Raw genomic sequence first — 22,271 nt, 5'->3', positions numbered from 1 at the left:
ATGAAGCAGCGGCATGACGGCACCCATGCTTTCCAACATCGAGTCCATCCGGCCGTACTCCGCCACCTGCACACCGAGCCCTGACGCCGCCTGCAGCGCCCACGGCTGGAAAGCATGCCAGCGGCCTCTGGCCGCCGAAGCCGTACTCCGCGAACCCTCGGGCACCCTCGTGCGGTACAGGAGGGTCTGCCGCCACTGGCTCACGACCCAGATCAAGGCAGCACGGTATCTCAACGAACTGGGCATAACCCTGCCCAGCTAGGGATCACATGCCGGCCTCAGCCCGAGGCCGACCCGGCCGCACAGGATGAGCCCCGGCGGGCACCTGCGCCGAGCCCGTGCCACGGCGGACGCCCTGCTCTCGATCGCACACATGATCTACACCCACGCTCACCAGAAGCATCCCCAGCCACCCTGGGTGCCACAGCCCCAGCCGACCGGGGCTCAACGACAGCTTGCGCCTCAGGGCCGCTGCAACTGGCCGAGCATGCGGTGTGCGAGGACGAGATGGCGGTGACCTGGTTCCAGGACACGCTGGGCGTCGTTGATGATCTGCGTCAACTCCCGCTGCGCCTGCTCGCTGTGGCCTGTGCTTAACAGACCTTGGGCTCGTTGGAGGCGGGTGTGGAGGGCGTGGGGGTGGTCGTGCCCGAGGGTTCTGCTGCGTTCGGCCACCAGCTGCGTGAAGATCGCGGTTGCTTCGACGGCCCGGCCTGCCCGGGCGGCGAAGGCTGCTTGGGTGCTGCGTATGGCAAGGACGTGAGGGTCACCAAGCCCAAGCGTTCGCTGGGCATCTTCCATGAGCTGCCGTACCTGCTGCTCGGCTGTTGCGAAGTCTCCGTTCATACCGGAGAACCAGATGAGGCTGCGCCGGCCGGCGAGAACCTGGGGGTGGTCAGGGCCCTCCAGCCGTGTCCTGTCCTCGAGAAGACTCCTGAGCTGCTGAACAGCGGAACGCGTGTCCCCGGCTTCACCGGTGAAGTAGGCGAGTTGGTGTCGGGCGGCGAGTGTGTCGGTGTGCTCGGGCCCCAGGGCTGCGGTCGCTGTGACGACCAGGTCCCCGAATGCATTCGCGGCTGCCTGCACGTCGCCGGCTTCCCCTGTGAAGAACGCCCACTGGTGGAGGGCAGCCAGTGTGTCGGGGTGAAGCGGGCCCAGTTGGGCCCGCCTGCGCCGCACAATGTCTTCCAAGCTCCTGACCGCCTCGCGTGGCCGGCCGCGGTCACCGACTGCGATCGCCAGCAGGAAATCCGCTCCCGCCACACCTCCGGCCCGAGCCCGCTCCAGGGCTGTGGTCGCCCGCGACAGCTGATTTTCCTGATGGGCGAGAAGCCCCATGTCGTACGCATCCGCCGCCCCTACACGCGATAAAAGCGCCTCCCACAGATGGTCCGGCACGCGCAGAAGCCGTGGGGCGTTCAGCAGGTAGTCGAAGGCTATGTAGCCCTGGCTGTAGTTGCCGATCAGGAGTCCGCTGGTGGCGTATGCGGCCTTGCACGCCCACTGCATCGCCTCGTCAAACGGCTCGGGCTGCAGGTCTGGTCCACCACGCTCGGCGAGATAGGGCAGATGGAAGTCCTGGAGCCACTGTCTGCTCGCCGGCCGCCGCAATCCCGACCGACGGCAGTCGACCGCTGCCGCGACGATCGCCGCGCCCCGCGGATTAGCTCCCGGCGCCCAGGCGTTCTCCCATGCCGCCAACAACTCCGGCCCTGCCGCGAGGACTTCCGCGAGCCCGAACCGGTCGCAGCTGCCCAGAGCCAGTTGGACTCGCGGATCTCGGTGTGCGTCAGCACGCTCCTGCTCTGCCGCGGACCAGTGGCGTTCCAACCGTACTTGCACGGCCATGTGGAGCACTTCGCGCTGCACCCGCCATGCATCCCGGTCCGACCCCGTCAGCCGGCTCTCTTCCCGGGTGTCGTAGCGGCGGAATTCCTGGGCCCGCATCGTCGCCAGGACCACGACCCGCCCGGGCCGGCCCTGAAGCAGGCCGGTGAGCGCGGATGCGGTCACTCCGTCGGCACCCAGATAGTTCTCGAGGTCATCCAGCCACAGAACAGCGCGGCGACGACGCCGGGTGACCTTGACGGCATACGCGAGCGCCGGCCTGGCCAGAGGACGCACAAAGGCATGGCGAGGGAAACATGAGCGCGCGACCTCATACGCGAGCCGGGTCTTTCCCGCAGTCGACTCACCCACGATGAGGACGAAACCGCTCGCCAGCACGGCCTGCCGCAGCTCAGGCTCGGCGTCACGCACCACGTAGGGCGGCGCCAACTGGTGATCAGGGTGCCCGTCTGCGGGATGAACACCGGCCAGCTCAGGTTGATCCACCTGATCGAGACGGGGGATTCTGCCCGACGCAGTGCGTAAGAGTGCCGCATCACTCGGCTCGCTACGCTGCGGCCGCACACGGTCGGTGACGAGGGTGTAGACGGTCGTGACGGCCGCACCGATACCGGCGGCCAGCGGACCGGACGCCCACATCGCAGACAGCGCCACAGCGGCCCCACCAGTCCCCACTGCTGTCAGGTACCTCAGCCATCCGCGAGACCGCTCGCCACCTTGCCGAAGATACGCTGACACGCTGCCCCCTTGCGTGACGTGGCCTTCCATTGAGGAATTGTCAAATCCTGTGGATTGGCCGGGCTCAATTGCGGCTGGTTGCATGGGCTGCTGACAGAAGTATCTGAAAATGGTTGGCTGGCTACCGGCTGCCTTGGTGAGAATGAACGGATGATCGCCTCTTCGCCCCAAGGACCTGTCGAGCCTCCACGTATCGTCACCGAGCTCGCGGCGGGGCTGCCGGTGCGGGCCGTATGGAAGAACGAGCTCGGCGGGTTGACGTTCCAAGTCGGCTTGGGTGATACGCGGCAGTTTGTGAAGTGGGCGCCGGTCGGCAGCGGTATCGATCTTGCGGCTGAGGTGGCGCGTCTGCAGTGGGCGGCGAGGTTCGCGGTGGTGCCGCGGGTGCTCGGTGAGGGCGCTGACGAAGCGGGGTCCTGGATCATCACCCATGGCCTGCCCGGACGTATGGCGGTGGACGATCGCTGGAAGCGCGATCCCGGCACCGCGGTGCGCGCCGTCGGCTCCGGGCTGCGGGCGCTCCATGACGCGCTGCCCGTCACGGACTGCCCGTTCGACTGGTCGGCCGAGAAGCGCCTGGAGAATGCGCGGTCACGAGAAGCGGCGGGCATGACCGGTCCGGCGGACTTGCCTGAGGACCTTAAGCACTTCGGCACTGTCGAGCGCGCGCTCGACGTGCTCGCTGATATTCCGCCCGTCGACCGGCTCGTCGTCTGCCATGGCGACGCCTGCGCTCCCAACACGCTGGTCGGTGACGACGGCATGTGGACCGGACATGTCGACCTCGGCACGCTCGGTGTCGCCGACCGCTGGGCCGACCTAGCTGTCGCCACATGGAGCACGCAGTGGAACTACGGCCCGGGATGGGAAGAGCCACTACTCGAAGCCTACGGAGTCGAGCCGGACCTGGAACGGATCATGTATTACCGGCTGCTGTGGGAACTGTCGGACTGAGCACGCATTGGGCGGTGACGTGGTTCAGGCTGCCTGAGCCTCGGGGCGTTCGACGAGGTGACCGTTCTTGAAGCGGGCGCCGTTGCGGACGAGTGATACGAGGTGGGGCGCGGTGATCGCGCGCCAGCGGGCCTGGGCGGATTCGACGAGCTTGAACACCATCGCCAGGGCCGCGGCCGGGCTGCCGGCCCCGCGGGTGACCTTGGTCCGGAGCTTCACGGTGCTGAAAGTGCTCTCGATGGGATTTGTCGTGCGCAGGTGCACCCAGTGCTCGGCGGGGAAGTCGTAGAACGCGAGAAGCTCGTCGACCTCGTCGGTGACCTTCGTGGTCGCTTTCGGCCACTTCGCTCCGTAGGAGCGCTCGAAGTCCTTGATCGCCTTCTCGGCGTGGTCGCGGTCCTCGGCGTTGTAGATTTCCTGCAGGGCCTTCTTCGCGCCGGGATGAGCCGACTTCGGTAGCGCGTTCATGACATTGCGGACCTTGTGAACCCAGCACCTCTGGTGCCTGGCCTGCGGAAACACCTCTGCGAGAGCCCTCCACAGGCCCATCGCGCCGTCACCGACGACGAGTTCGGGATCGCGCATGCCGCGTCGGCGGCAGTCACGCAGCAGATCCGCCCACGACTCGGTCGACTCACGCAGCCCCTCGGCCAGCGCGACGAGCTCCTTGCGGCCATCCGGGCGCACGCCCATGAGGACGAGGACGCAGGAATGGGCCTGCCCGAGGCGGACCTTGGGGTGAACGCCGTCGGCCCACACGTAGACGTAGTCGGAATCCGACAGGTCGCGGGCCTGGAAGGCGGTGTGGTCGTCGGTCCACTGCTTCGTCAGCCGGGTCACCGTCGCCGGCGAGAGTCCGGCCGAGGAACCCAGGAACTGCTCCATCGCGGGCACGAAATCCCCGGAGGATAGTCCGTGGAGGTAGAGCAGGGGCAGGACCTCGCTGATCTTCGGGGACTTGCGACACCACGGCGCGAGGATCTTCGACGAGAACCGCTTGCGCTCACCGGTCTCGACGTCGACGCGCTTGTCGTTCACGCGGGGCGCCTTCACCGCGAGCGGCCCGGCCGCGGTGGTCACCGTCCTTGCGCGATGACGGCCGTTGCGGACCACCAGACGGCGGCCGGCCTCGTCCCGCTCACCCGCCAACTCAGCTATGTACTGGTTGACTTCGGCCTCCAGGGCCGCGGCGAGCATCCGCCGAGCCCCGTCGCGGACGATCTCGTCCATCAGGGATCCGGTTTCGGTGGTTCCGTCGTTGTTGACTACGCTGAGCACGGACGTGCCTTCCCAACCCGCGGGGCAACGCGGGTCTACTCGGTGACCATCAATCGATCACTCGGGAAGGTACGCCCTCCGCATATCGCGAAGCACTCCTCCCGAGACCGATCCACAAGTCCTGAGCATTGCTCTTCCATTCTCACCAACACGCCGTCCCTGTCGAGGGAACCTTCCGCACACAACTACACCGCGATGTGGCGCCCCCCCAACCGTCGCAGCCGGCGGCGCCACCAAGGCGACGCAACGACAAGCACGGCCATACCAACCGACGCTCGTAGAACCGGTGAGAACGTCGTCATCAACCTGACGTGGTCCGACGCCCCGAACGGCTCACTGTGGCAGCGCGGGACAGCCGGTCAAGTCAAGCGGGCACCAGGCCACGAGGCACGGCGGCGGGGCTGGCGGCGGCTGCGGAGCTGGATCCGTTCGGTTCTGCTGGCCAGTCCTCACAGCAGCGGTAGGACGTCTTGCGACCTGCGCACGGCAGACAGAAGGGGGCCCGGCCTGGCGGCGGGGCCCCCCTTTACCGGTCACCGGGGTGACGGATTCGCTGCGCTACCTGCTGTGCCCTGGCCCGATGCCGGGGGAGAGGGCGGCCGGGCTCGACGGGCCGGAGCGCCCCTTGGGGGCGCCCTGCCCTCCTCCGGCCGAGAGCGCGACGAGGACGAGTAAGAGGAGAAGCAGGCCGCCGAGCCCGCTGCCGGTGGCCACGACGGTGGACCTGGACAGGGCCCGGTCGTGGCTGCGGACGTAGGTTCCGTCCGCGCGCCGGTAGGACCGCACACGGGTGGTCGGCCCGGCAGGGACGGGGATGCTGCGGACCGTGCTGGGGCGGACGGAGGCGGTACGGCGCGGTGCCGCGTTCGTGGTGCCGTGGCGGGGGCGGGAGCGCCGGGTGTGGGCGCGGACGTAGGTTCCGTCTGCACGGCAGTGTGCGCGGACGTGAGTCATGGTGAGGGTTCCTCGCGGGAGAGGGCCGGGGCCGGGGGATCCCGGCGACCGTCCACGCTAGGCGGCACCACTGACAGTCGGCCCCGAACTCCCTTTACCTCAAATCGAGTTGCTGTTCGATCGCGGCCTGAATCATCTGCCCGTTTCCGGTCTCCGGCCCCCGATTCCCTGATGCGGTGTCAGTGCCTGGTGCGACGATGAGCGGTCGCCGTGGATCGCTTCGAGGGGGATGACAGGTGCCGTGGATCAGGCCGTACCAGCGGGCGGACGGAACGCAGGTCAAAGGACATTCCCGGTGGGCCGCCGGCGCGCGCAAGGAGATGACCATCGTGGCCGCGGTGGCGATCGTCGTCCTTGCCGGAGGGAACACCGCCCCCTCCAAAGGAACCGACGGGAAACCGTCTCCGCGGCCGACGCCTGGTGTGTATCCGGTCAAGTTCCCCGGGTGGGAGAAGCCGCGGCCGTTACCGAAGCCGACGGTGTCCTACCCGATCCGCTTCCCCTCGCCCGAGAGGAAGCGATGACCGCGCGGCGTCCTCCGGTACGGCGGCCCCGAAAGCGGCGTCCGAGCAAGCGGCAGCAGGAGAACCAGCTCCTCGTCCTGGCGGGCGGCTGCGCCGCGGTCCTCGCGGTGCTCTGGGCCCTCGTCTCCTGGCTCGCGGCGAACCCGTGGGCCCTCATCCTGCTGACAGCCGCCGCCCTGGTGGGCGGGGCCTGGTGGGCACACCGACGCCAGCAGCAACGGGCGTGGGAGCGGGCACGACAGCAGGGCCTGCGCTACGCACTGCCGCAGCTCGACGCCCTTCACCACCGCGACTTCGAATACGCGGTACGCGACCTGATGCGCCGCGACGGCTGCACCGACGCCCGCCAGATCGGCGGAGCCGGCGACAACGGCGCGGACGTCCTTGCCACCGACCCGATGGGCAGAACCTGGGTCATCCAGTGCAAGCACCGCAAGGCCGGTGACCAGGGCTCGGCGGTCGGCACCCCGGACCTCCAGCGGGTCAACGGCACCGCCCGCCAGCTCTACGGTGCCGACGTGGTCCTGGTCGTCACCAACGGCCGGTTCTCCACACGCTGCGCACCGCTGGCCGCGCAGCTGCACATGCACCTGGCTGACCGGCGAACCCTCGCGACCTGGGCCAGCGGTGGACGCCCTCTGTGGGAGCTTCTGCCGAAGATCCCCGCACCCCGCAAGGGCAGGTAGCCCGGTCGCGGCCGACAGTCCGACAGGCAGTGGAGGGGGCCTCCCGCCCGGGGCTCCGCTGCAACAGCTAGACCATGATCCGGATCGGCTTGCCCTCGGCGTCAGGCTGGAACGCGATACTCGTGCAGGGCAGCGCTTCCCGTGTGCCGGGGCGGGGTGGCAGCCGCGCCAACGGTTGCCACCCGCCGACGGTCGTCTGCGTCCTGTGCTCGGTGCTCAGCACCCTCACTGGAGGACCCAGCAGTGCCACACTTGGCCCGTTCTTCGCCCTCTACGCTGTCGCCTTCCCCGCGAAGGCGGCGTACTCGGATGTTGCCACCAAGCAATACCGCACAGCGCAAGGCCCGCGCCTGCACCGGGGAAAGAATCAACGCGCATGGCCGACCCTGGAAGTGCTCACCACAGTTTTCATGTTCGGTATGGCACCGACCTGCATCTTCTCCACGATCCAGGCCAATACCTCCGAAGCCACCACCCTCGTCACCGCATCCGCCGTCCTCGGCAGCGCACTCTTGCTCACGGTGATCGCGGGCACACAGGCCGCCCCCCACTGGGCCGCATCTACCTGAACCGTCACGACCGCAAGGCGTTGCGCCACCTCAGTGACACGCTTTCAGCCGCAAGCAAGAGCGGGCTCCTGGCTGGCGAAGAGGGGGCGTACTACTTCACCGACCTCGTCCTGGCCCGGCACTACGCCAGCCCGCCCCCCCAGGACCCAAGCCAATCAGGACAGAGCCATCCGCTGGGCCGGCCGAAGACCCTGACTCCTCCCACCAGTCCCATGACCGAACGGCCTTTGCAGCAGACGAGCAACTGACCGCCAGACACGTTCCTGCCACCGGCCCCTGACCCACCGACTGCATGCCGCGTCGGCGAGCTCTTCCCGGTCTGGTCTTTTCGCGAGAAGAGCGGTGCCGCCCACGCGCCCTCTCTCCCCGGATGCCGTCCCGAGCCCCGTACCCTGGCTGGAGCGGCATCCCTCACTTCCGGCAGCCAAGAAACAGCGCGCGTGTCCAACCCGCCTCGAGACCGCTCGCCACCTTGCCGAGGAGCTGCGGCTGGCGGCCCTATCAAGGCGACGCAACAACCAGCACGGCTGCATCAATCGACACTCATGGAGCCGGTGAGAACCAAGCCCACCGGCGCCTCAGGGCTCGGGCCCGGAAGGCCACCACCCAATGCCCAGGAGCCCACCAAGACCGCCTCCACACCGGGAATCGAAGGCACCACCGCGCCCCCACATCTGAGATTCGAAGGCACTGCCACGCCTTGTCCATGGGTTTCTTCCTGCTCCATGAGGCGCGTCACGCACCGACCGTCCTTCTTCCGGCGACGTGACCAAGCCGCCGACCGGTACCCGATCGGCTTGGCAATCGCATCATCGCGGAGTCGAAGCGGAGGGGAGCGTTCTCGCCCGTCCGACGGCACGCGAGGCAGGTGAAGCCCCGACTGGTCGGGGGAGGCCAGCCGGGGCGGTAAGAGGTGTGGGTGCGGAGGGCGGTCGCCTCTCGGCGGAGGGCTCCATGGGGCTTCAGCCGAACGATCTTCCCCATGAGCTATAGGTGAGGCCCGGGGACACTGTCCCCTCCGTACCCACATGCAGATGAACGCTCAACTATCCCTGGTCATTCCCCGCTGGACGGACCGTTCGAAGAACGGCTTGGCGAAGGACTCCTCCCGGTGGTCGATGATCACGTCGGCGAACCTGACGGTCCACTCGTCGGCGGGATGTCCCTCGAGCGCCTCGCGGACTTTTGCCCGTAGGAGTTCCGCGTCGCGCTCCGACATCTCGGGGCAGCGTGCGAGGACCACGTCGGAGAAGTCGTCGGGTACCCGTGCTGAGCCCGTCGTTGTCATACCTTTCCAACGACCGCCATGTCGCCGAGTGGTGGGGAGGAGTCAGTCGGGCTGAGGCTGGGCGATGACAGGGATGTCGGATCGGTCGCAGCACAGGAGTGGTCAGACCCGTCCCCGGCTCGAGGCTGGCACGGAAAGGAGCCCTCCGAGCGCCCGGAGCGACTCCTGGGTGCGCCCGTTTCCCGTCGGCTGCTGATGATGGAGGACCCGGCCGCGACTCCGGCTGTGGAGGGGGCGGATGGGGCGGCGGCTGATGGCCCATCCCGGTCCGTGGCCAGCTAGTTCTGCTGCCGCAGTACCTCCGGAACTGATGCGAGGAGGCTGATGTGCTGGCCATCGGTGTCCGGCTCAGTTTCTTGCGGACGGAGTACCGAGGCGCACCTGTCGGGGCGTAAGGGCTTCACCGCGTGCTCGAAGGAGCGGCTCTGGGACCTCTGGGCTTCCCGTCATGTCCGGCACCCGACTGATCAACTAGGCGTCGGTGCCCTGCCTCAGGCCGATGACGGCCGTGTGACTGAGCCGTCACGACCGCCCGTTGCTACGACGCATGTGTGCTAGGCGCCCAATAAGTTGAAGACGGCATTAACGAGCAGCCGTCCGTGAAGACACGCAGTGCCGGTCGGATAGTGAATCTGCAGGCCAGGGTTCTGCGAATGCGTGAACCGCGTAGGCACCGGGTGCCGTAAGAGATCTTGGTCACTCGCCCCCGGCAAGTGGCCCTTGCATCCGCACAATTGCATGATGCCCCGAAACAATTTTTGAAACGGTCAAAAATGGGCAACGGTGAACGACCGCGACCGATAAATGATCGATTCTTGTGGAGTTCGTTCCGGGGGTGCCCCGTATTTTCTATACCGCTGTGTCGGGGATTTGCGACTTTTAGCCGATCAAATGGATAACGGCTGTTGTGGGGCTGTAGCGTTCCGTGACGCGAGCGGGGCCCCAGGCGCCTACCCAGCAACTCCGGGGCCCCCTCGTGTTCCACGACCGAGTACGCATCTCCACAGAAGGAAGATCATGCACCTCGACCGCTTCATTGCTGCCGCGAGAAATTCCCAGCTCGCGGCAGGTCACGACGCTAACATTCCGCGCTTTACGGCGGGCGAAACCCTCACGGCTGTCGCCTGGGATGTCACGGCCCAGCTGGGAGCCTTCCTCGCTGTCCCCGTCGTAGCCGTCATCCTGATCACCGAGTCCTGGCGGGACCCCGCTGCTGCGGCTCTCATCGGTGCCCTCTTCATGGGCGCGCGTCGTTCCTACCTCCGCTACCAGCGTCTTTCTCTGGCCTGACCCAAGTCCGGTTGCCGCGCCCCCTGTTGCGGGGGCGCGGCAACCGTCAGCAGCGGGACCGCCCGCCCTCCTCGCCGACCGGAAACACATATTCCTCTTGCGGCGGGGGTGTGGATTGCGCAGTCAGGAAAGAAAACGGATCGATCAGGCGGGTGAGAGAAATGACGGTCGGGACGACCGAACGGAGTTCGCAATGCCAGTACTGCGGACAGGACATCGAACAGCGCGCCGGGCGCGGACGCAAGAAGATCTACTGCACGACCGCGTGCAGGCAGCGGGCCCAGAAAGACCGCGACGGGCGGGGCGCTGCCGGCGCAGCGACTGCTCACGCAGGGCGGCCACTGGCGCGGGTGATTGCCGAAGAGCTGCTGACCCTGGCCTCGGACCTGCTTGACGCGGAGTACGAGGGGCAAGGAGTCGCGGAACTGTTGCCACGTGCCGCGGCAGTCACGAAGGAAGCGGAGTACTACATGGGTGCCGCCGCCTGTGACGCCCGCCGCAGAGGGGTCAGTTGGGAAGAAATCGCACGCGCGGCATGCGTGAGCGAGAGCACCGCCCGCACCCGTTGGGGCGAGAGCGAGGTGATGCGCCGCATCGCACAGAGGTCCGTGGATCGTCAGCGTGCCCGCCAGGCCCAGACCTCACCGACCTCTGCCGTACGCGAGGCCGAGCCCGTTCTCGCTACCACGAGCCGCGCTGCCCGCCAGCTCGCCCAGGCCTTGGCCCACCTGCACCAGGCCAGCGGTCTGAGTATCCAGGAGGTCGCCGACTCCACCGACCTTTCCCGCTCCTACGTCTCGCGCATCCTCTCGGTGCAGCGCACCCCCTCCTGGCCGGTGGTGTGCCAGCTGGTCGAGGTATTCGGCGAAGACCCCATGGCCCTGCGGGCGATGTGGGAGAGCGCGAACGGCATGGCCGCCCCGCCGCAGGACCTCCTCGAGTCCAACGCCCGCCTGTACGCCGCACTGCAGGGCCTGCACCTCGTCGCGGGCCGACCCGACGCCAAGAGAATCTGCGAACTGTCCGGCGGCGAGATCGACATCGAGACCGCAGAGCGCATCCTGGACGGCGGACGCATTCCGACCTGGGAAAAGACAGGCCGCTTCGTCACCGCCGTCGGCGGATGCCCCGCGGACATCCGCCCCTTGTGGGAAGCGGTCTATACCGCATTCCTCAATGCCTGCGACCCCGAACCGATCCGCAAGGACGGTGTGCGATACGACTGCGAGGATCCGCAGTGAGCCCGCTGACCTGGCCCGCACCAGTTCCCGCCTCAGCCGACGGCTCCGGTACCCATCCCCGCCCGCCCCTGACCCTCACTCTGCCCGTCGAATTCACCGCGTTCTGCCTGCGCTACCAGGAGCGCTACCTGAGCTACGCACAGGCCAGGTCACTGGACGCCGGCCGAGCCCGGCAGACCGTCGAGTCGGTGCTCAGCGCACTGGTCGTCGTCTGGCCCAGCGTGATCGCCAGCGACCGGCCCTCTCGCGTGGCGTGGAAGATGCTCACCGACCAGGTGGCATGGGCACTGAACGACGACGACCAGGCACGCCGACGCTGGCCCGGCGATGCTGCGCACCTTGCACTGCCTCAAGGGCAGGCCGATCTTGTCCTCCTGCGCTACCGGCTCTGCCTGAGCCGCGCCGAAACAGCGGAGTTGATGGGCATGAAGGAAAGCGAGGTGGCCTTGGAGCTGGCGAAGGCCATCAACAGCCTGCAGACCCAGGACCGTCACCGCCTGGACGCCACACCGGTTTTCCGCTGACCATCAGACTCCACCGACATATGCCAAAGGCATGTGGAAGTTGAGCTGCGGACCGCCACGGCATCCAACTTGCCCCACGCCGCGGTAGCTGTTCGTGACATGCTCGTTACCGGGTAGATGATGCACAGCTACGGGTGAGAGTTTTTATGGTGCGAGGACGCGGGTTCCTGCCGGAAGTAATCGATCTCAACGTGGCGAGCGTCCCCCGCATGTACGACTACTTTCTGGGCGGCAAGGACCACTACCCCGCCGACCGGGAGGCGTGCCGACGCCTGCTAGACCAGGCTCCGCAGACCCAGCTCTTAGCCCGCGCCCAGCGCCAGTTCCGGCTTCGAGCCGTCCGTGCCCTGGCGCTCACTCATGGAATCGACCAGTTCGTCGAGTTCGGGTGTGGACTGCCGTCGTGGGAGAACACACACACGGCCGCCCGCCGTGCGCGGTCCACGAGCAAATTCGTCTACGTGGACCGTGATCCGATGGTGGTTGCCCACGGGCGGGCGTTATTGGAAGAGGCCGGCACTGCGGTGGTCCAGGGGGACCTGACGGAAGCGCCCGGGATCCTCGGACACCCGGACGTCACCAGCCTGGTTGACCTCACCAAGCCCGTGGCCGTACTCGCAGTTTCGCTCCTGCACACCCTTCCCGACAAGGCGGGCCAGAGAGCCATGGCCCGTCTGATCGATGCCCTGCCGGTCGGGAGCTTCTTGGTTGCCAGTCAACTCACCAGCCATGAACCGGAACTGGCGAGCAGGATCGATGCAGTAATGCATGACGTGACGGGCGGACAATGGGGACACGTGCGCTCCGCCCTCGAGGCCGGAACGTTCTTCCACGGTTTGAAGCTGCTCGAACCCGGCGTGACGGACGTGTCCCTGTGGCGGCCCGACGACCTGCAGGGCAGGCCTGTTCCCGGACCTCTGCACGAGGTTGGCGGAATCGGTCAGAAGACTGGCTAGCGGATACGGAGAACCGTCTTCTTCAGCTCGGCAAGAGTCTGAGCCGGCGAGAGCGCCTTCATGGACAGCTGATCCAGCATGGACCGGTACTGCGCTGTGTCCTCAGGCTTGTCGATGTAATTCGCCCCGGTCGGATGCTCCAGGTAGACGACGTCCGGCAAATCCGGCAGCCCGAACCGCAGCAACGTCACCGGGGTGCCGATGGCCAGACAGTCCGGCGGCAGCACCTGGAGCTTGATGTTGGGTGAGTGCGACATCTCGATGAGGTGCTCCAGTTGGCGGCACATCAGCCCTGAGCTGCCGAGAGGCCTGTGCAGCACCGGCCAGTCAACCACTGCCCACAGCTTCGGGCTGAACTCCCTGTGCAGCAAATCCTGGCGGCGCTTGCGCAGGCCGACCCTGGCCTGGATCTCTTCCGGTCCGGCCAGTGGCACACCGCTCATGGTCACGGCGCGGGCGTACTCCTCGGTCTGCAACAGCCCCGGCACCAACTGCACTTCATAGGTGCGGATCAGATCCGCAGCCTCCTGCAAGCCGAGAAACTTGTCGAACCACGGAGGGACAACCGCACTGAACTCCTCCCACCAGCCCGGCTGGTTTGCCCTCCTGGCCAGCTCGCATGCGTCCTCGATCTCGTCGGCCACGCCGTAACGCCGCATCAGGCAGCTCACATCGCCGGCCTGGGGAGGAGACTGCCCCCGCTCGAGCCGGCTGATCTTGGCCTCGGAACAGCCGATCTCTGTGGCAGCTTCCTTCGCACTCACGCCAGCTGCCGTACGCAAGGCCCGAAGCCTCGCCCCCAGCGCCATACTCAGCGCGGTAGGACTGAACCCCCGCAGGGACAAATAACGTCCGAGCGGGGGTTGCGGGAACTGATCACTGGGGACAGCCGACATGCGGGCTCCTGCGGGACGTCACTTAATTCGGATTATCCCATGCGGAAGCCTGCGGGTAAGGGCAACACGCCCTACCGGCCAGGCCTGTTACGTGCCGAGGAGGTCGAACTCGCCGTCCTTGGCGCCACCGAGGAAGGCATCAATCTCCTCACGTGAGTAGATCAACGCCGGCCCCTGTGGATCACGGGAATTGCGCAGGGCGATGTCCCCATCAGGCAACGCCGCCAACTCTACGCAGTTCCCCTGCGGTCCACTGCGCCTACTCTTCCTCCAGTCCACTCCTTCGAGTGAATCAGCGGAAATCCCATTGTGGAAGATGCCCATGACGGATAACCCCTCTTCTGTTGCTCCAATCCCCCTGCTGAGGCCTGAAGGCCGTCACAAGGGGGCCCCGTCTCTCTTTTGCGCAGAAATCGTCCATGCAATTGCACGAGAGGGGAGTGGACTGGATACTAGCGACCGGCAGGCCGCGAGGGATCCGAGCAACTGAGCGCCTATCGGGGGATGAACAGTGCGCGCACCAGCACCGGTTACACACTGCTGCGAAAGTAGTGACCGGATCCAGTCCGGTCTGGCCGAAATGATCCCACTCGAAATCGGTAACCTCGCCGTTTCCCACCCCCCGGACTGGGGCCTGGCACTCGGTGTCAGCACCGCACGGTTCGCCGCCAGCACATTCACCGACACCCTCGATGCCCGCTCCCACGTACGGAAGTTCACCTACGCGACACTGTCCGAATGGGACGTGACCAGACGCCAAGGCCGTGACGAGATCCTCGCCGTAGCCTGGGAACTCGCCGCCAACGCCATCCAGCACGCACTGCGGACATCAACCGGCCACACGCGGAGAAAGGCATGGCTGGGGCTCGTCCGCAAAGACGGCGCTGTCGTCTGCGCCGTCACCGACCCCAGCCCTTCGCTCCCACAACGCCAGCCCTACAAGCTGCTCGACGAAACCGGCCGCGGGCTGCTCCTCGTCACCCGACTCAGCACAGCGTGGGGATGGTCGCTCAGCCCAGCCGGCACCAAGACGGTGTGGGCACGCGTACCCACACCGTCATGGTGAAGGGGCGGTACGCCGCTGGTCGGCAAGCCGGCCTCTGCGCAAGCCGCGTAGACACCGAGTCCGTCGCTTCTGCGGTAGGGGACGGTGTGCTGCAGGTGGTGCCGCATGACGACAGGCAGGAGCGGGACGGCTGTGACAGCCGGGCGAGGGAACAGATGACGTCCGGCCACCGAAAAGGGGTGGATCACTGCGGTCAACTGCAGCGCCTGGCGGCACTGCAGCAGCTGACAGGGGTTCGAGGGGACTTGATCACTCGAACGCCGGGTGCTTACTGAGGGGTGGTGCTAGGTTGCGCAAGCAGGGGGAATGCCGAGGCGGCAGGTGAGGCGTCGCCCCCGCGTGCGCCGTTGCGGCTGTCACGTCCGGCACGAGAGAAGACCGCTGTCAGGTACAGGCTCGACCGCAAGTGGGGAACGTGGCGCAAGCAGGGTCGCATTCGGCGGCAGGCCAGATGACCGGATACCTCTACCAGAGCGAACTGGCCCTGCTGGAACTGGCCCGTCGCAGCTGGGACGACATCACCGTCGAAGTCCGTATGGAAGTCCTCGATGACATCGAGTTCCTATACGGGGCCACGGCCGATCCACATGAGCTGCTGCAGTCCAAGCACCGGGAAAAGGCCGGGCGGTTGAGCGAGACGGGCAAGGACGTCTGGCGCTCCGTGGCCTCGTGGATCGACGCGCTGACCGCACTCGGATGTCTGTCCGCCGGGACAATGCCGCTGCTGCGGCTGGTCACCACCCAGGTTGCGGCCGAAGGCACCTTCCTCCACCAGCTCCGCCCCGGCCCCGAGCGCTCCGTTGCCGACGCTCTGACTCGCATGGAACAGGTCGCCCAGGCCACCGAGCCCGCCAACACTGCCGAGGACCGTAAGAAGTTTGCCGACCTCACGCCCGCGCAGCGCTACCGGCTGGTTGCCGCCATCGAGATCAGCGACGCGTCCCCGCTGATGTCAGACCTCGACTCTAGTCTGGCCCGGATACTGGGGATCAGGCCTGGCCAGCACGCCCGCGCCATCCTCGACGATGTCAAGGGGTGGTGGTACGGCATGGCCGTCGAGTTGCTGGACAAGAGCCGGACGCGGGCCTCGGTCACCGCCCAGGAACTGCAGTGCCGCCTGGAGGAGATCACCGACCGGTTCGCTGGAAAGAACTTGCCGATCACCGAGACATCGCGCCGCCTCACCACCGCCGAGATCGCCGCCTACAAGGACGACCTGGTCGTCGCACAAATGGAGTGGATCGGTCTGAAAGACCGCACCATCGCTACCCACCTGCGCGACTACCACCACGCGCGGGCCCAGCGCTCCCAGTGGCTGCGCACCTTCAAGATCACCGAAGAGGGGCTGGAAGACTACGACCGGCTCCTGTGGGACGAGTGGGACCACGTCTTCACCCGGCACACCGACACCATCGAGGACGACACCCCCGACGCGGAACGCAAGGCCGCTGGCACGCGCGTCCTGAACGACACCATGGACAAGGTCGCCGACCTGCCCGCCCGTCCGGGCAGTATCACCGAAGGCTGGATCGGCCGCGGCACCATGCATAGCCTTGCCGGCCGCCACACCGCAGAGGACGACGAATCCGTCGGCTGGCACCCTGACTACCCCGACCTGCGCCAAAGCCACCACGAATCACGGGACGCGTGACCATGACCAACCACCGTGTCCCCGAAGCCCAGGCCCTGCTCAATACCGCCTTCGGCGCCTATCTCCTGGCCACCAGTGTCCACGCCGCCACCAAGAAGGCCGGTCGCCCCCTGCCGTGGCCCAGCGCCTTCCTCGTGCTGCCGTTCGTGCTGCCCGCCGACACCCGCAAAGATCTGCCCACCCAGGCAGTCCACTCCATGTCCGCCTGGCTGACCGAGCACCCGCAGCACCAGGCGGTCTTCGCGCACCGCGCCACCGCCCTTGCCGACTACACCCGAGCCAGCCTGCGCACCGCCGTCCGTCACCACGCCCTCACCGTCACCGGGGCGGGACTGCGAACTCCGCGCACACCGAAACCCGCCTCGGCAGCCCCGAGCGAAGAAGTAGCAGACTGCGCCCGCCGCGCGGGCCTGGTAGGCCGCTGGCTCGCCGTCGCGGACCCTTCCCTGGCCTTCAACCTCCTCGGCGTCCGTCCCTGATCCCCCTTTCTCCTCGAAGGAGTTCGCGAACCACCATGCAGCTACTCGCCCTGGCCCTCTACCACCGAGACGGCAGGCCCACCCCCAGGGTCGTGCGGTTCCGCCCCGGGGCGCTCAACATCCTCACCGGCGAGTCCGAGACCGGGAAGTCCGAGATCCTCGACATCGTCGACTACTGCCTGGGCCGAAGCACTCCCAACCTGCCCGATGAGCCCATCGATCAGACCGTCGGCTGGTACGCACTTCTCGTTGCCTTCCGCGACAGCCGCATGCTACTGGCCCGGCCGCGGCCCACCGGTACCTCGACAATCCAGGCCATGATCCGCACCGGCGGCGACAGCCTCGACCTGCCCCGCGCCGACGAACTGGCACCTAACTCGAATGTTGCCGCACTGCGCAGCCAGCTCAGCGCCCGTCTGGGCATCGAGGACGTCCGTTTCCAGCCCCCACCTGGTGCCGCCCGCGCCGCCTTCAATATCTCCGTCGCCCAGGCGACGCTGCTGTGCCTGCAGAACCAGAACGAGATCGCCGACAAAAGCGCCCTCTTTCACCGCCAGACCGAGAACGGCATGGACCAAGCCCTCAAGGACACCCTGCCCTACTTCCTGGGCGCCGCAGGCCCGGAACAGGCCCTGCATCGCCACCACCTGAACGATGCCCAGCGCACCCAGCGCGCCGCTCAGCGCAAACTCGACGAAGCCCACCGCCACCGTGAGGCCGTGGACGCCGCCGGCGTCGCCCTGCTGCGCCTCGCCCAGAACGAGGGCCTGCTGAACGATGTCCCCGCAGCCCCGGGCCCTGAAGAGATCCGAGGGCTGCTGGAGCGGGCACTCACCGCCACGGTGTCGACCGTGGGCCCGCTGGACCTGCCTGACCGGCGCCACGGGCTGAACGAGGACCGGCGGGAGCTGCGCGAGCAGCTGCAGCAGCTCGACGAGGCGATTGCCCTGGTGGACCGCTGGCAGAAACAAGGAGAGGCTTTCACCGGTGAGCTGCATCTTCAGCTTGGCCGCCTCGAATCCATCAACCTCCTGGGCCCCGAACGCGACCATGACAGTGCCGTCTGCCCGATGTGCACACGCCCGCTGGAATACCCCGACGCACCGGCGGCCGAGATTCTCGCCCTCACCCAGCAGCTCGCACAGGAACTCGACCAGGCGCAGACCATCCAGCCGATCCGTGACGAGCACCGCAGATCCCTGCAGGCTCAGCGTGATGCCGTCGTCGAACACCTCCGGGTCAACGGGGCACAGTTGCGAGAACTTGCCGCCAACGACGAACGCATGCGCAACCTCCAGGACCAGCAGGTACGCATCGCCCGGATCCAAGGACGCATCGACCAGGCGCTCACCGCCGGCACCGGGTCACCCGTTGGCAACATCGGGGAACTGCGCAACAGCCTCATCCTGGCCCAGGAGAACGTCGCAGGCCTCCAAGCCTTGATCGACGAAGATGATGTCACCGCCGAGACAGAACGACGTCTCACCGACATCGCGGCGAACATGACCGCCTGGGCCAGGCGCCTGAACCTCGGACAAGCCGCCGCGGCAGACGAAGTCACCATCAGCCTCAGCCAACTCAACGTCGTGGTGCGACGACCCCAGGGACGCCTGCCGCTCAACCGCATCGGCAGCGCGAAGAACTGGATCGGCTACCACATGGTCGCCCACCTCGCTCTGCACACCTACTTTCGGCTGCACCACCGGCCTGTCCCCGCGTTCCTCATGCTCGACCAGCCCACCCAGGCCTTCTTCCCCGCCAAGATCAAAGATGCCACGACTGTCCAGGACGCAGACTGGAACACCGTCACGGCTTACTTCGAACTCCTGCGCGATGTAGCCGACCTCAACGAGGGCGCCCTGCAAATCATTGTCTGCGACCACGCCAACCTCATCGACGAGCCCTGGTTCCAAGACGCCATCGTGGAGAACTGGCGGCCTATCGACGGACGCCGCCAGGCACTCATCCCCATCGACTGGCTCGACTGACCCCACGCCAGCCGACCAAGTCCCGCCCATCGGCCCCAAAACACCCATGCCGCACCCTGACCCGGGGCACGGTGGCCTGTACCTCTTCAGCGCCGCGCCGAGTGGCACAAAGCCTGTCCGAGGGCTGCTGTAACAAGATCGGACTGGTGAGCGTAGGTGGGGATGGGCAGGGGGAGGACGGGGGTGAACGCCCGACGAAGGGCGCTGCAGCGGGCCCCGGCCCCGGACCGGCTGCCAAATATGATCAAGGGGGACGAGCATGGCCAGCGGCACCGTGAAGTGGTTCAACTCCGAGAAGGGCTTTGGATTCATCGCCCAGGACGAAGGCGGACCGGACGTCTTCGCCCACTACTCCAACATCTCGGGCAACGGTTACCGGGAGCTGACCGAGGGCGAAGCCGTGACATTCGACATCACACAGGGCCAGAAAGGCCCCCAGGCTGAGAACATCGTCCGCGGCTGAGCCTCCGGCCCTGCTCATCTCCCTCGCCGCGGCGTCCACAACCATGTACAAGAGCCGTCGGCATGTCGTGACAACTCATGCCATGCCACGGATCGGAGCGAACGACCGCTCATCGCGCCCGGTAGCAGCAGACGCAACCGCCGGGGCAGGGGAGGCAACAGTCCTCCCCGCTCCTGGCGGCGGACTGCCGTTGCGCCTCCGGAAGCCGATTTACTCTCCTGCTGCCGCCAGCCCAGACCATGCCTCGGCCAGTAGAACCAAAGGCCTCACCGCGCCCCGACGCCTTGGAAACTGAGGCCCACATCGCCTTTACGCTCCGGAATGCCAGATGAACCCTATGGGGTGCCAGCGAGCTGGATGCCCAGCACCAACATCCCGGGTTCCGCCGCTGGCTGCGGAGCCCTGCGGGCTATGAGGGCTCCTCGCCGCGCCCCCGTGTTCTTGGATCCGAAGGTATAGGCGACACGGACTTTCCTTCAGCTTCTGTACATCGCAGGGCAGAATCGTTGCCCCTGCTCTGCGAACAGACCGCCTTGTATGTGGGTGATCTACTCAGGCATTCAGGACGGCTGTGACAGCGGCCCGCTCCACGACATGGCGGTCGGTGGTGCGGCTGGTCATTCGGCTCTTGCAGTCGATCACCGCGACCTGCTGCCCCTTGGCAACGATCAGGTCGGGTGTCCAGCGCAATGCGCTGTCGGTTCCCCGGAGTGCGAATCGAACGGGGTCGGTCAACATGCCTTGGCCCCACGCGTTGACGCTCCATCCGCGCCAGGTGAGTTCTTGGGCGACGCGCAGCTCGTGGGCGTCGCCGACGGCCTTCCTGTGCTGAAAGCTCGGCATACGGGGAGTGTGGCGCACTAACGCCGGTCCGAAACGAAGGAGGACCGCAAAGCGACGAGGTCCCGCCAGCCCCCGACGGCGGGTGTTGCCGGTCGTCGTTGTCCGTCGTTGTCCACAAGGGTTCAGAAGTGTCCCACCTTGCCTCCCCCAGCCCCCGCCAGACTTGTCCGGATCTCACCCCTGCCTCAGACCGTCAACCCCGCCTCGGTGCGCTGCCTGCGATGAGCCGGTCCAGCCGCGCCGCCAACCGGTCCACGTCATCAGCCATCCGCCGCAGCTTCGTGGCGAACATGCGGGTCTGGCCAGCATCCAGGTCTGCTGACAGCCCCGAGCTGTGGAAGGACACGACGGGAGGATCCTCGCTGCCCTGGCTTTGGAACACCTGCGCCAGCAACACCTCCGGCTCCTCGGCCACACCAAGCGTGTTTTCGGGGTCGAAGAAATCGCTCACCCCCTCTGCCAGCGCCGGCCCACCGTCACCCTGCGCCTTGTCGAGCATCTCGGCCAAGGACGCCAACCCCTGCAGGAAAGCGTGTGCATGCCCTCCTGCAAACTGCTCATGCCCGCGGCCGCTTCCAGCCGCACCCCGTCCCGCTCTTCCAAGGCGACCGACCCCGAACGCGGTGTGAGCGGTCCGGGGGTACTTCACGTGGTCTGTCTTGCAGGCGCCGCCCAGTGCTTGGCACGAACCATCGGAACAGCTGTTCACGAGCGCACCCTCGCGCGGGCCTCGACAAGTCTCTCGCGAGGCCTTCCAGCGCTGCCAGGTGTGATCGCACCTTCGTGATCACCGCACCCAGCTCCTGCGGCCCGAGGCATTCCATCCACTCGTCCTCGAACACCTGAAGTCTGACGTGCGGCACAGCTCGCTCGGGGTCCTCGGAATAGGGTTCGACACCGATCTGCCCAGAGAGGACCGGAGCTTCCACCGTGCTCTGCTGCGCGTCCCACACTGCAAGAGTCATCGTCGCTGCGGCGACGATGCTGTGAGACAGGTCAGCAAGGAAGGTTCCCCGCCGTACATCGTCCGAATGATCAGTGACATACCCGGCGGGACACCGCGTCAGATGAGGGCCCTGGAAGCTGGCTTCACGACGAACGATTACCAGCGGACGCTCAGCGTCCACCCCCAGCTCCTTCGCGAAGAGAGCGGACACAACCCGCTCCTGATCCTCGGCACAAAGATGAGAGGGGAAAGGACGAGAACCCATTGCTCCTCGTCCAGACGAAGCACCATCCCCGGCATGCCACCCACCCCCGGCAGCACACGGCACAGACGCACGCCCAGACCAGACAGACGTGGCAGGAGCGGGCGGCCATGCTCACACGCAGCCCGCCGTACAGAGTCAATCCAGAACAGCCCGCTTCACGGGCAGTTGGCTCAGAAACAGCAAGGGACATCAGAAGACTTCCGGCCGAAAGGATGACTTGAGGAGGGGGCTAACCACTGGGGCCAGCCACAGCAGTCCGAACCGCAGGAGACGAGGCCATATACCCGAACCCCAACGAACACCTGCCAGCACAGCCCAGAAGACAAGTAATCCCATGACTCGCGAGGGCGTAGCCCCGCAACCTCAGGCTCACCCCAGGCCACCCTGAGCAGGGCGGAAATCCAGCACACCACCACTCAACGTACAAAACCGTGGTACTTGTACGCCCGAAGTTGGCAGGCCGCCAGGCCAACCCGAACCGCCCACCCCACCACGGGCATGACGAGCCCTCACAGGGACCGACAGGAGTGAGACACCAAATCAAATTCCTGCCCAAAAACCAAGATGACATCACCAGCGCCGACAGGCGCACACACAATCCTTCCCCTGACCGGCAAGGAAGGGGCAAACACCACACCACCCACTGTCATGCCGTCAGGCATGACACCCCCACAACCCGCCAGGCCAGAACACAAACCCTTTGCCCCGCCAGGGGTAAACCCCCGCCCACCAACCCAACCCACTGTCAGGCCTCGCTTCTCAGCAAGTGCTGACAAGGCATTCGGAACGGGCGACCAACTCGAACGCCAGGGGCGGGCCGTTTG

The 22,271-nt window shown here is 66.6% G+C and carries 22 protein-coding genes; 13 read left to right on the top strand and 9 right to left on the bottom strand.

Going from position 1 to position 22,271, the window contains the following annotated elements; genetic code table 11:
* Positions 1–13 precede the first annotated feature (13 nt).
* Entirely contained in the window at positions 14–262 is a 249-nt protein-coding gene (locus ABTZ94_RS09355) for a hypothetical protein (RefSeq protein WP_351199096.1), read from the top strand.
* A gap of 200 nt (positions 263–462) precedes the next feature.
* Here ABTZ94_RS09355 and ABTZ94_RS09350 read toward each other — a convergent pair whose 3' ends face one another.
* The gene (locus tag ABTZ94_RS09350; protein WP_351199094.1) at positions 463–2,277 is read right to left on the bottom strand and encodes a tetratricopeptide repeat protein; all 1,815 of its coding nucleotides are present in this window, start codon (positions 2,275–2,277) and stop codon (positions 463–465) included.
* Positions 2,278–2,736: 459 nt separating this feature from the next.
* Between ABTZ94_RS09350 and ABTZ94_RS09345 the strand changes: the two genes are divergently transcribed.
* Entirely contained in the window at positions 2,737–3,540 is an 804-nt protein-coding gene (locus ABTZ94_RS09345; protein ID WP_351199092.1) for an aminoglycoside 3'-phosphotransferase, read from the top strand.
* 24 nt (positions 3,541–3,564) lie between these two features.
* On the opposite strand, the gene ABTZ94_RS09340 is transcribed toward ABTZ94_RS09345, so the two are convergent.
* Both ABTZ94_RS09340 and ABTZ94_RS09335 read right to left on the bottom strand, forming a co-directional pair.
* A complete protein-coding gene (locus ABTZ94_RS09340) occupies positions 3,565–4,818 on the bottom strand; it encodes an IS256 family transposase (protein ID WP_351199090.1) in 1,254 nt (417 codons plus the stop codon).
* A 558-nt stretch (positions 4,819–5,376) separates the two neighbouring features.
* Positions 5,377–5,772: a hypothetical protein gene (locus ABTZ94_RS09335; RefSeq protein WP_351199088.1), complete on the bottom strand. Its 396-nt coding sequence runs from the start codon at positions 5,770–5,772 to the stop codon at positions 5,377–5,379.
* Positions 5,773–6,292: 520 nt separating this feature from the next.
* Here ABTZ94_RS09335 and ABTZ94_RS09330 point away from each other — a divergent pair.
* Together ABTZ94_RS09330 and ABTZ94_RS09325 are read left to right on the top strand one after the other, a co-directional pair.
* On the top strand, positions 6,293–6,982 hold the full coding sequence (locus ABTZ94_RS09330) for a restriction endonuclease (protein ID WP_351199086.1): 690 nt from the start codon (positions 6,293–6,295) through the stop codon (positions 6,980–6,982).
* Positions 6,983–7,056: 74 nt separating this feature from the next.
* On the top strand, positions 7,057–7,551 hold the full coding sequence (locus tag ABTZ94_RS09325) for a hypothetical protein (protein WP_351199084.1): 495 nt from the start codon (positions 7,057–7,059) through the stop codon (positions 7,549–7,551).
* Positions 7,552–8,593: 1,042 nt separating this feature from the next.
* On the opposite strand, the gene ABTZ94_RS09320 is transcribed toward ABTZ94_RS09325, so the two are convergent.
* Complete coding sequence (locus tag ABTZ94_RS09320) at positions 8,594–8,839, bottom strand: hypothetical protein (protein ID WP_351199082.1); 246 nt, start codon at positions 8,837–8,839, stop codon at positions 8,594–8,596.
* A 1,017-nt stretch (positions 8,840–9,856) separates the two neighbouring features.
* Here ABTZ94_RS09320 and ABTZ94_RS09315 point away from each other — a divergent pair.
* From ABTZ94_RS09315 to ABTZ94_RS09300, 4 genes are all read left to right on the top strand, one after another.
* The gene (locus ABTZ94_RS09315; protein WP_351199081.1) at positions 9,857–10,129 is read left to right on the top strand and encodes a hypothetical protein; all 273 of its coding nucleotides are present in this window, start codon (positions 9,857–9,859) and stop codon (positions 10,127–10,129) included.
* A 161-nt stretch (positions 10,130–10,290) separates the two neighbouring features.
* The gene (locus ABTZ94_RS09310) at positions 10,291–11,370 is read left to right on the top strand and encodes a helix-turn-helix domain-containing protein (protein WP_351199079.1); all 1,080 of its coding nucleotides are present in this window, start codon (positions 10,291–10,293) and stop codon (positions 11,368–11,370) included.
* Entirely contained in the window at positions 11,367–11,894 is a 528-nt protein-coding gene (locus tag ABTZ94_RS09305; protein ID WP_351199077.1) for a sigma-70 region 4 domain-containing protein, read from the top strand. Before ABTZ94_RS09310 ends, ABTZ94_RS09305 begins: the two co-directional genes overlap by 4 nt.
* Before the next feature lie 146 nt (positions 11,895–12,040).
* A complete protein-coding gene (locus tag ABTZ94_RS09300; RefSeq protein ID WP_351199075.1) occupies positions 12,041–12,850 on the top strand; it encodes an SAM-dependent methyltransferase in 810 nt (269 codons plus the stop codon).
* On the opposite strand, the gene ABTZ94_RS09295 is transcribed toward ABTZ94_RS09300, so the two are convergent.
* Together ABTZ94_RS09295 and ABTZ94_RS09290 are read right to left on the bottom strand one after the other, a co-directional pair.
* Positions 12,847–13,746 carry a helix-turn-helix domain-containing protein gene (locus ABTZ94_RS09295; protein ID WP_502967212.1) on the bottom strand — a complete coding sequence of 300 codons (900 nt, stop codon included), beginning with the start codon at positions 13,744–13,746 and terminating at the stop codon, positions 12,847–12,849. The genes ABTZ94_RS09300 and ABTZ94_RS09295 overlap by 4 nt on opposite strands.
* An 87-nt stretch (positions 13,747–13,833) precedes the next feature.
* Positions 13,834–14,070 (bottom strand): DUF397 domain-containing protein, encoded by a 237-nt coding sequence (locus ABTZ94_RS09290; RefSeq protein ID WP_351199071.1) that lies wholly within the window; start codon positions 14,068–14,070, stop codon positions 13,834–13,836.
* A gap of 256 nt (positions 14,071–14,326) precedes the next feature.
* Here ABTZ94_RS09290 and ABTZ94_RS09285 point away from each other — a divergent pair, with 256 nt between their 5' ends.
* The 5 genes from ABTZ94_RS09285 to ABTZ94_RS09265 all read left to right on the top strand — a co-directional run bounded on the left by ABTZ94_RS09285 (position 14,327) and on the right by ABTZ94_RS09265 (position 19,393).
* Complete coding sequence (locus ABTZ94_RS09285; RefSeq protein ID WP_351199069.1) at positions 14,327–14,812, top strand: ATP-binding protein; 486 nt, start codon at positions 14,327–14,329, stop codon at positions 14,810–14,812.
* A 451-nt stretch (positions 14,813–15,263) separates the two neighbouring features.
* Complete coding sequence (locus ABTZ94_RS09280) at positions 15,264–16,463, top strand: ABC-three component system protein (RefSeq protein ID WP_351199067.1); 1,200 nt, start codon at positions 15,264–15,266, stop codon at positions 16,461–16,463.
* Between the two features lie 2 nt (positions 16,464–16,465).
* Positions 16,466–16,942, top strand: coding sequence for a three component ABC system middle component (locus ABTZ94_RS09275; protein WP_351199065.1), 477 nt, complete (start codon positions 16,466–16,468; stop codon positions 16,940–16,942).
* 35 nt (positions 16,943–16,977) lie between these two features.
* The gene (locus ABTZ94_RS09270) at positions 16,978–18,930 is read left to right on the top strand and encodes a DUF3732 domain-containing protein (protein ID WP_351199063.1); all 1,953 of its coding nucleotides are present in this window, start codon (positions 16,978–16,980) and stop codon (positions 18,928–18,930) included.
* A gap of 259 nt (positions 18,931–19,189) precedes the next feature.
* Positions 19,190–19,393 (top strand): cold-shock protein, encoded by a 204-nt coding sequence (locus ABTZ94_RS09265; RefSeq protein ID WP_351199061.1) that lies wholly within the window; start codon positions 19,190–19,192, stop codon positions 19,391–19,393.
* A gap of 552 nt (positions 19,394–19,945) precedes the next feature.
* On the opposite strand, the gene ABTZ94_RS09260 is transcribed toward ABTZ94_RS09265, so the two are convergent.
* The 3 genes from ABTZ94_RS09260 to ABTZ94_RS37790 all read right to left on the bottom strand — a co-directional run bounded on the left by ABTZ94_RS09260 (position 19,946) and on the right by ABTZ94_RS37790 (position 21,447).
* Positions 19,946–20,236 carry a hypothetical protein gene (locus ABTZ94_RS09260; RefSeq protein WP_351199059.1) on the bottom strand — a complete coding sequence of 97 codons (291 nt, stop codon included), beginning with the start codon at positions 20,234–20,236 and terminating at the stop codon, positions 19,946–19,948.
* 193 nt (positions 20,237–20,429) lie between these two features.
* Positions 20,430–20,744, bottom strand: a complete 315-nt coding sequence (locus ABTZ94_RS09255; protein WP_351199057.1) for a DUF6907 domain-containing protein — start codon at positions 20,742–20,744, stop codon at positions 20,430–20,432.
* A 49-nt stretch (positions 20,745–20,793) separates the two neighbouring features.
* Positions 20,794–21,447, bottom strand: coding sequence for a DUF6907 domain-containing protein (locus ABTZ94_RS37790; RefSeq protein WP_502967211.1), 654 nt, complete (start codon positions 21,445–21,447; stop codon positions 20,794–20,796).
* Positions 21,448–22,271: the final 824 nt, after the last annotated feature.

The organism is Streptomyces sp. NPDC002785, from assembly GCF_040295565.1.
In the GTDB taxonomy this organism is placed as follows: Bacteria; Actinomycetota; Actinomycetes; order Streptomycetales; family Streptomycetaceae; genus Streptomyces.
Note: the sequence above shows the minus strand (reverse complement) of the source record. Positions and strands in the feature narration are given on the sequence as shown.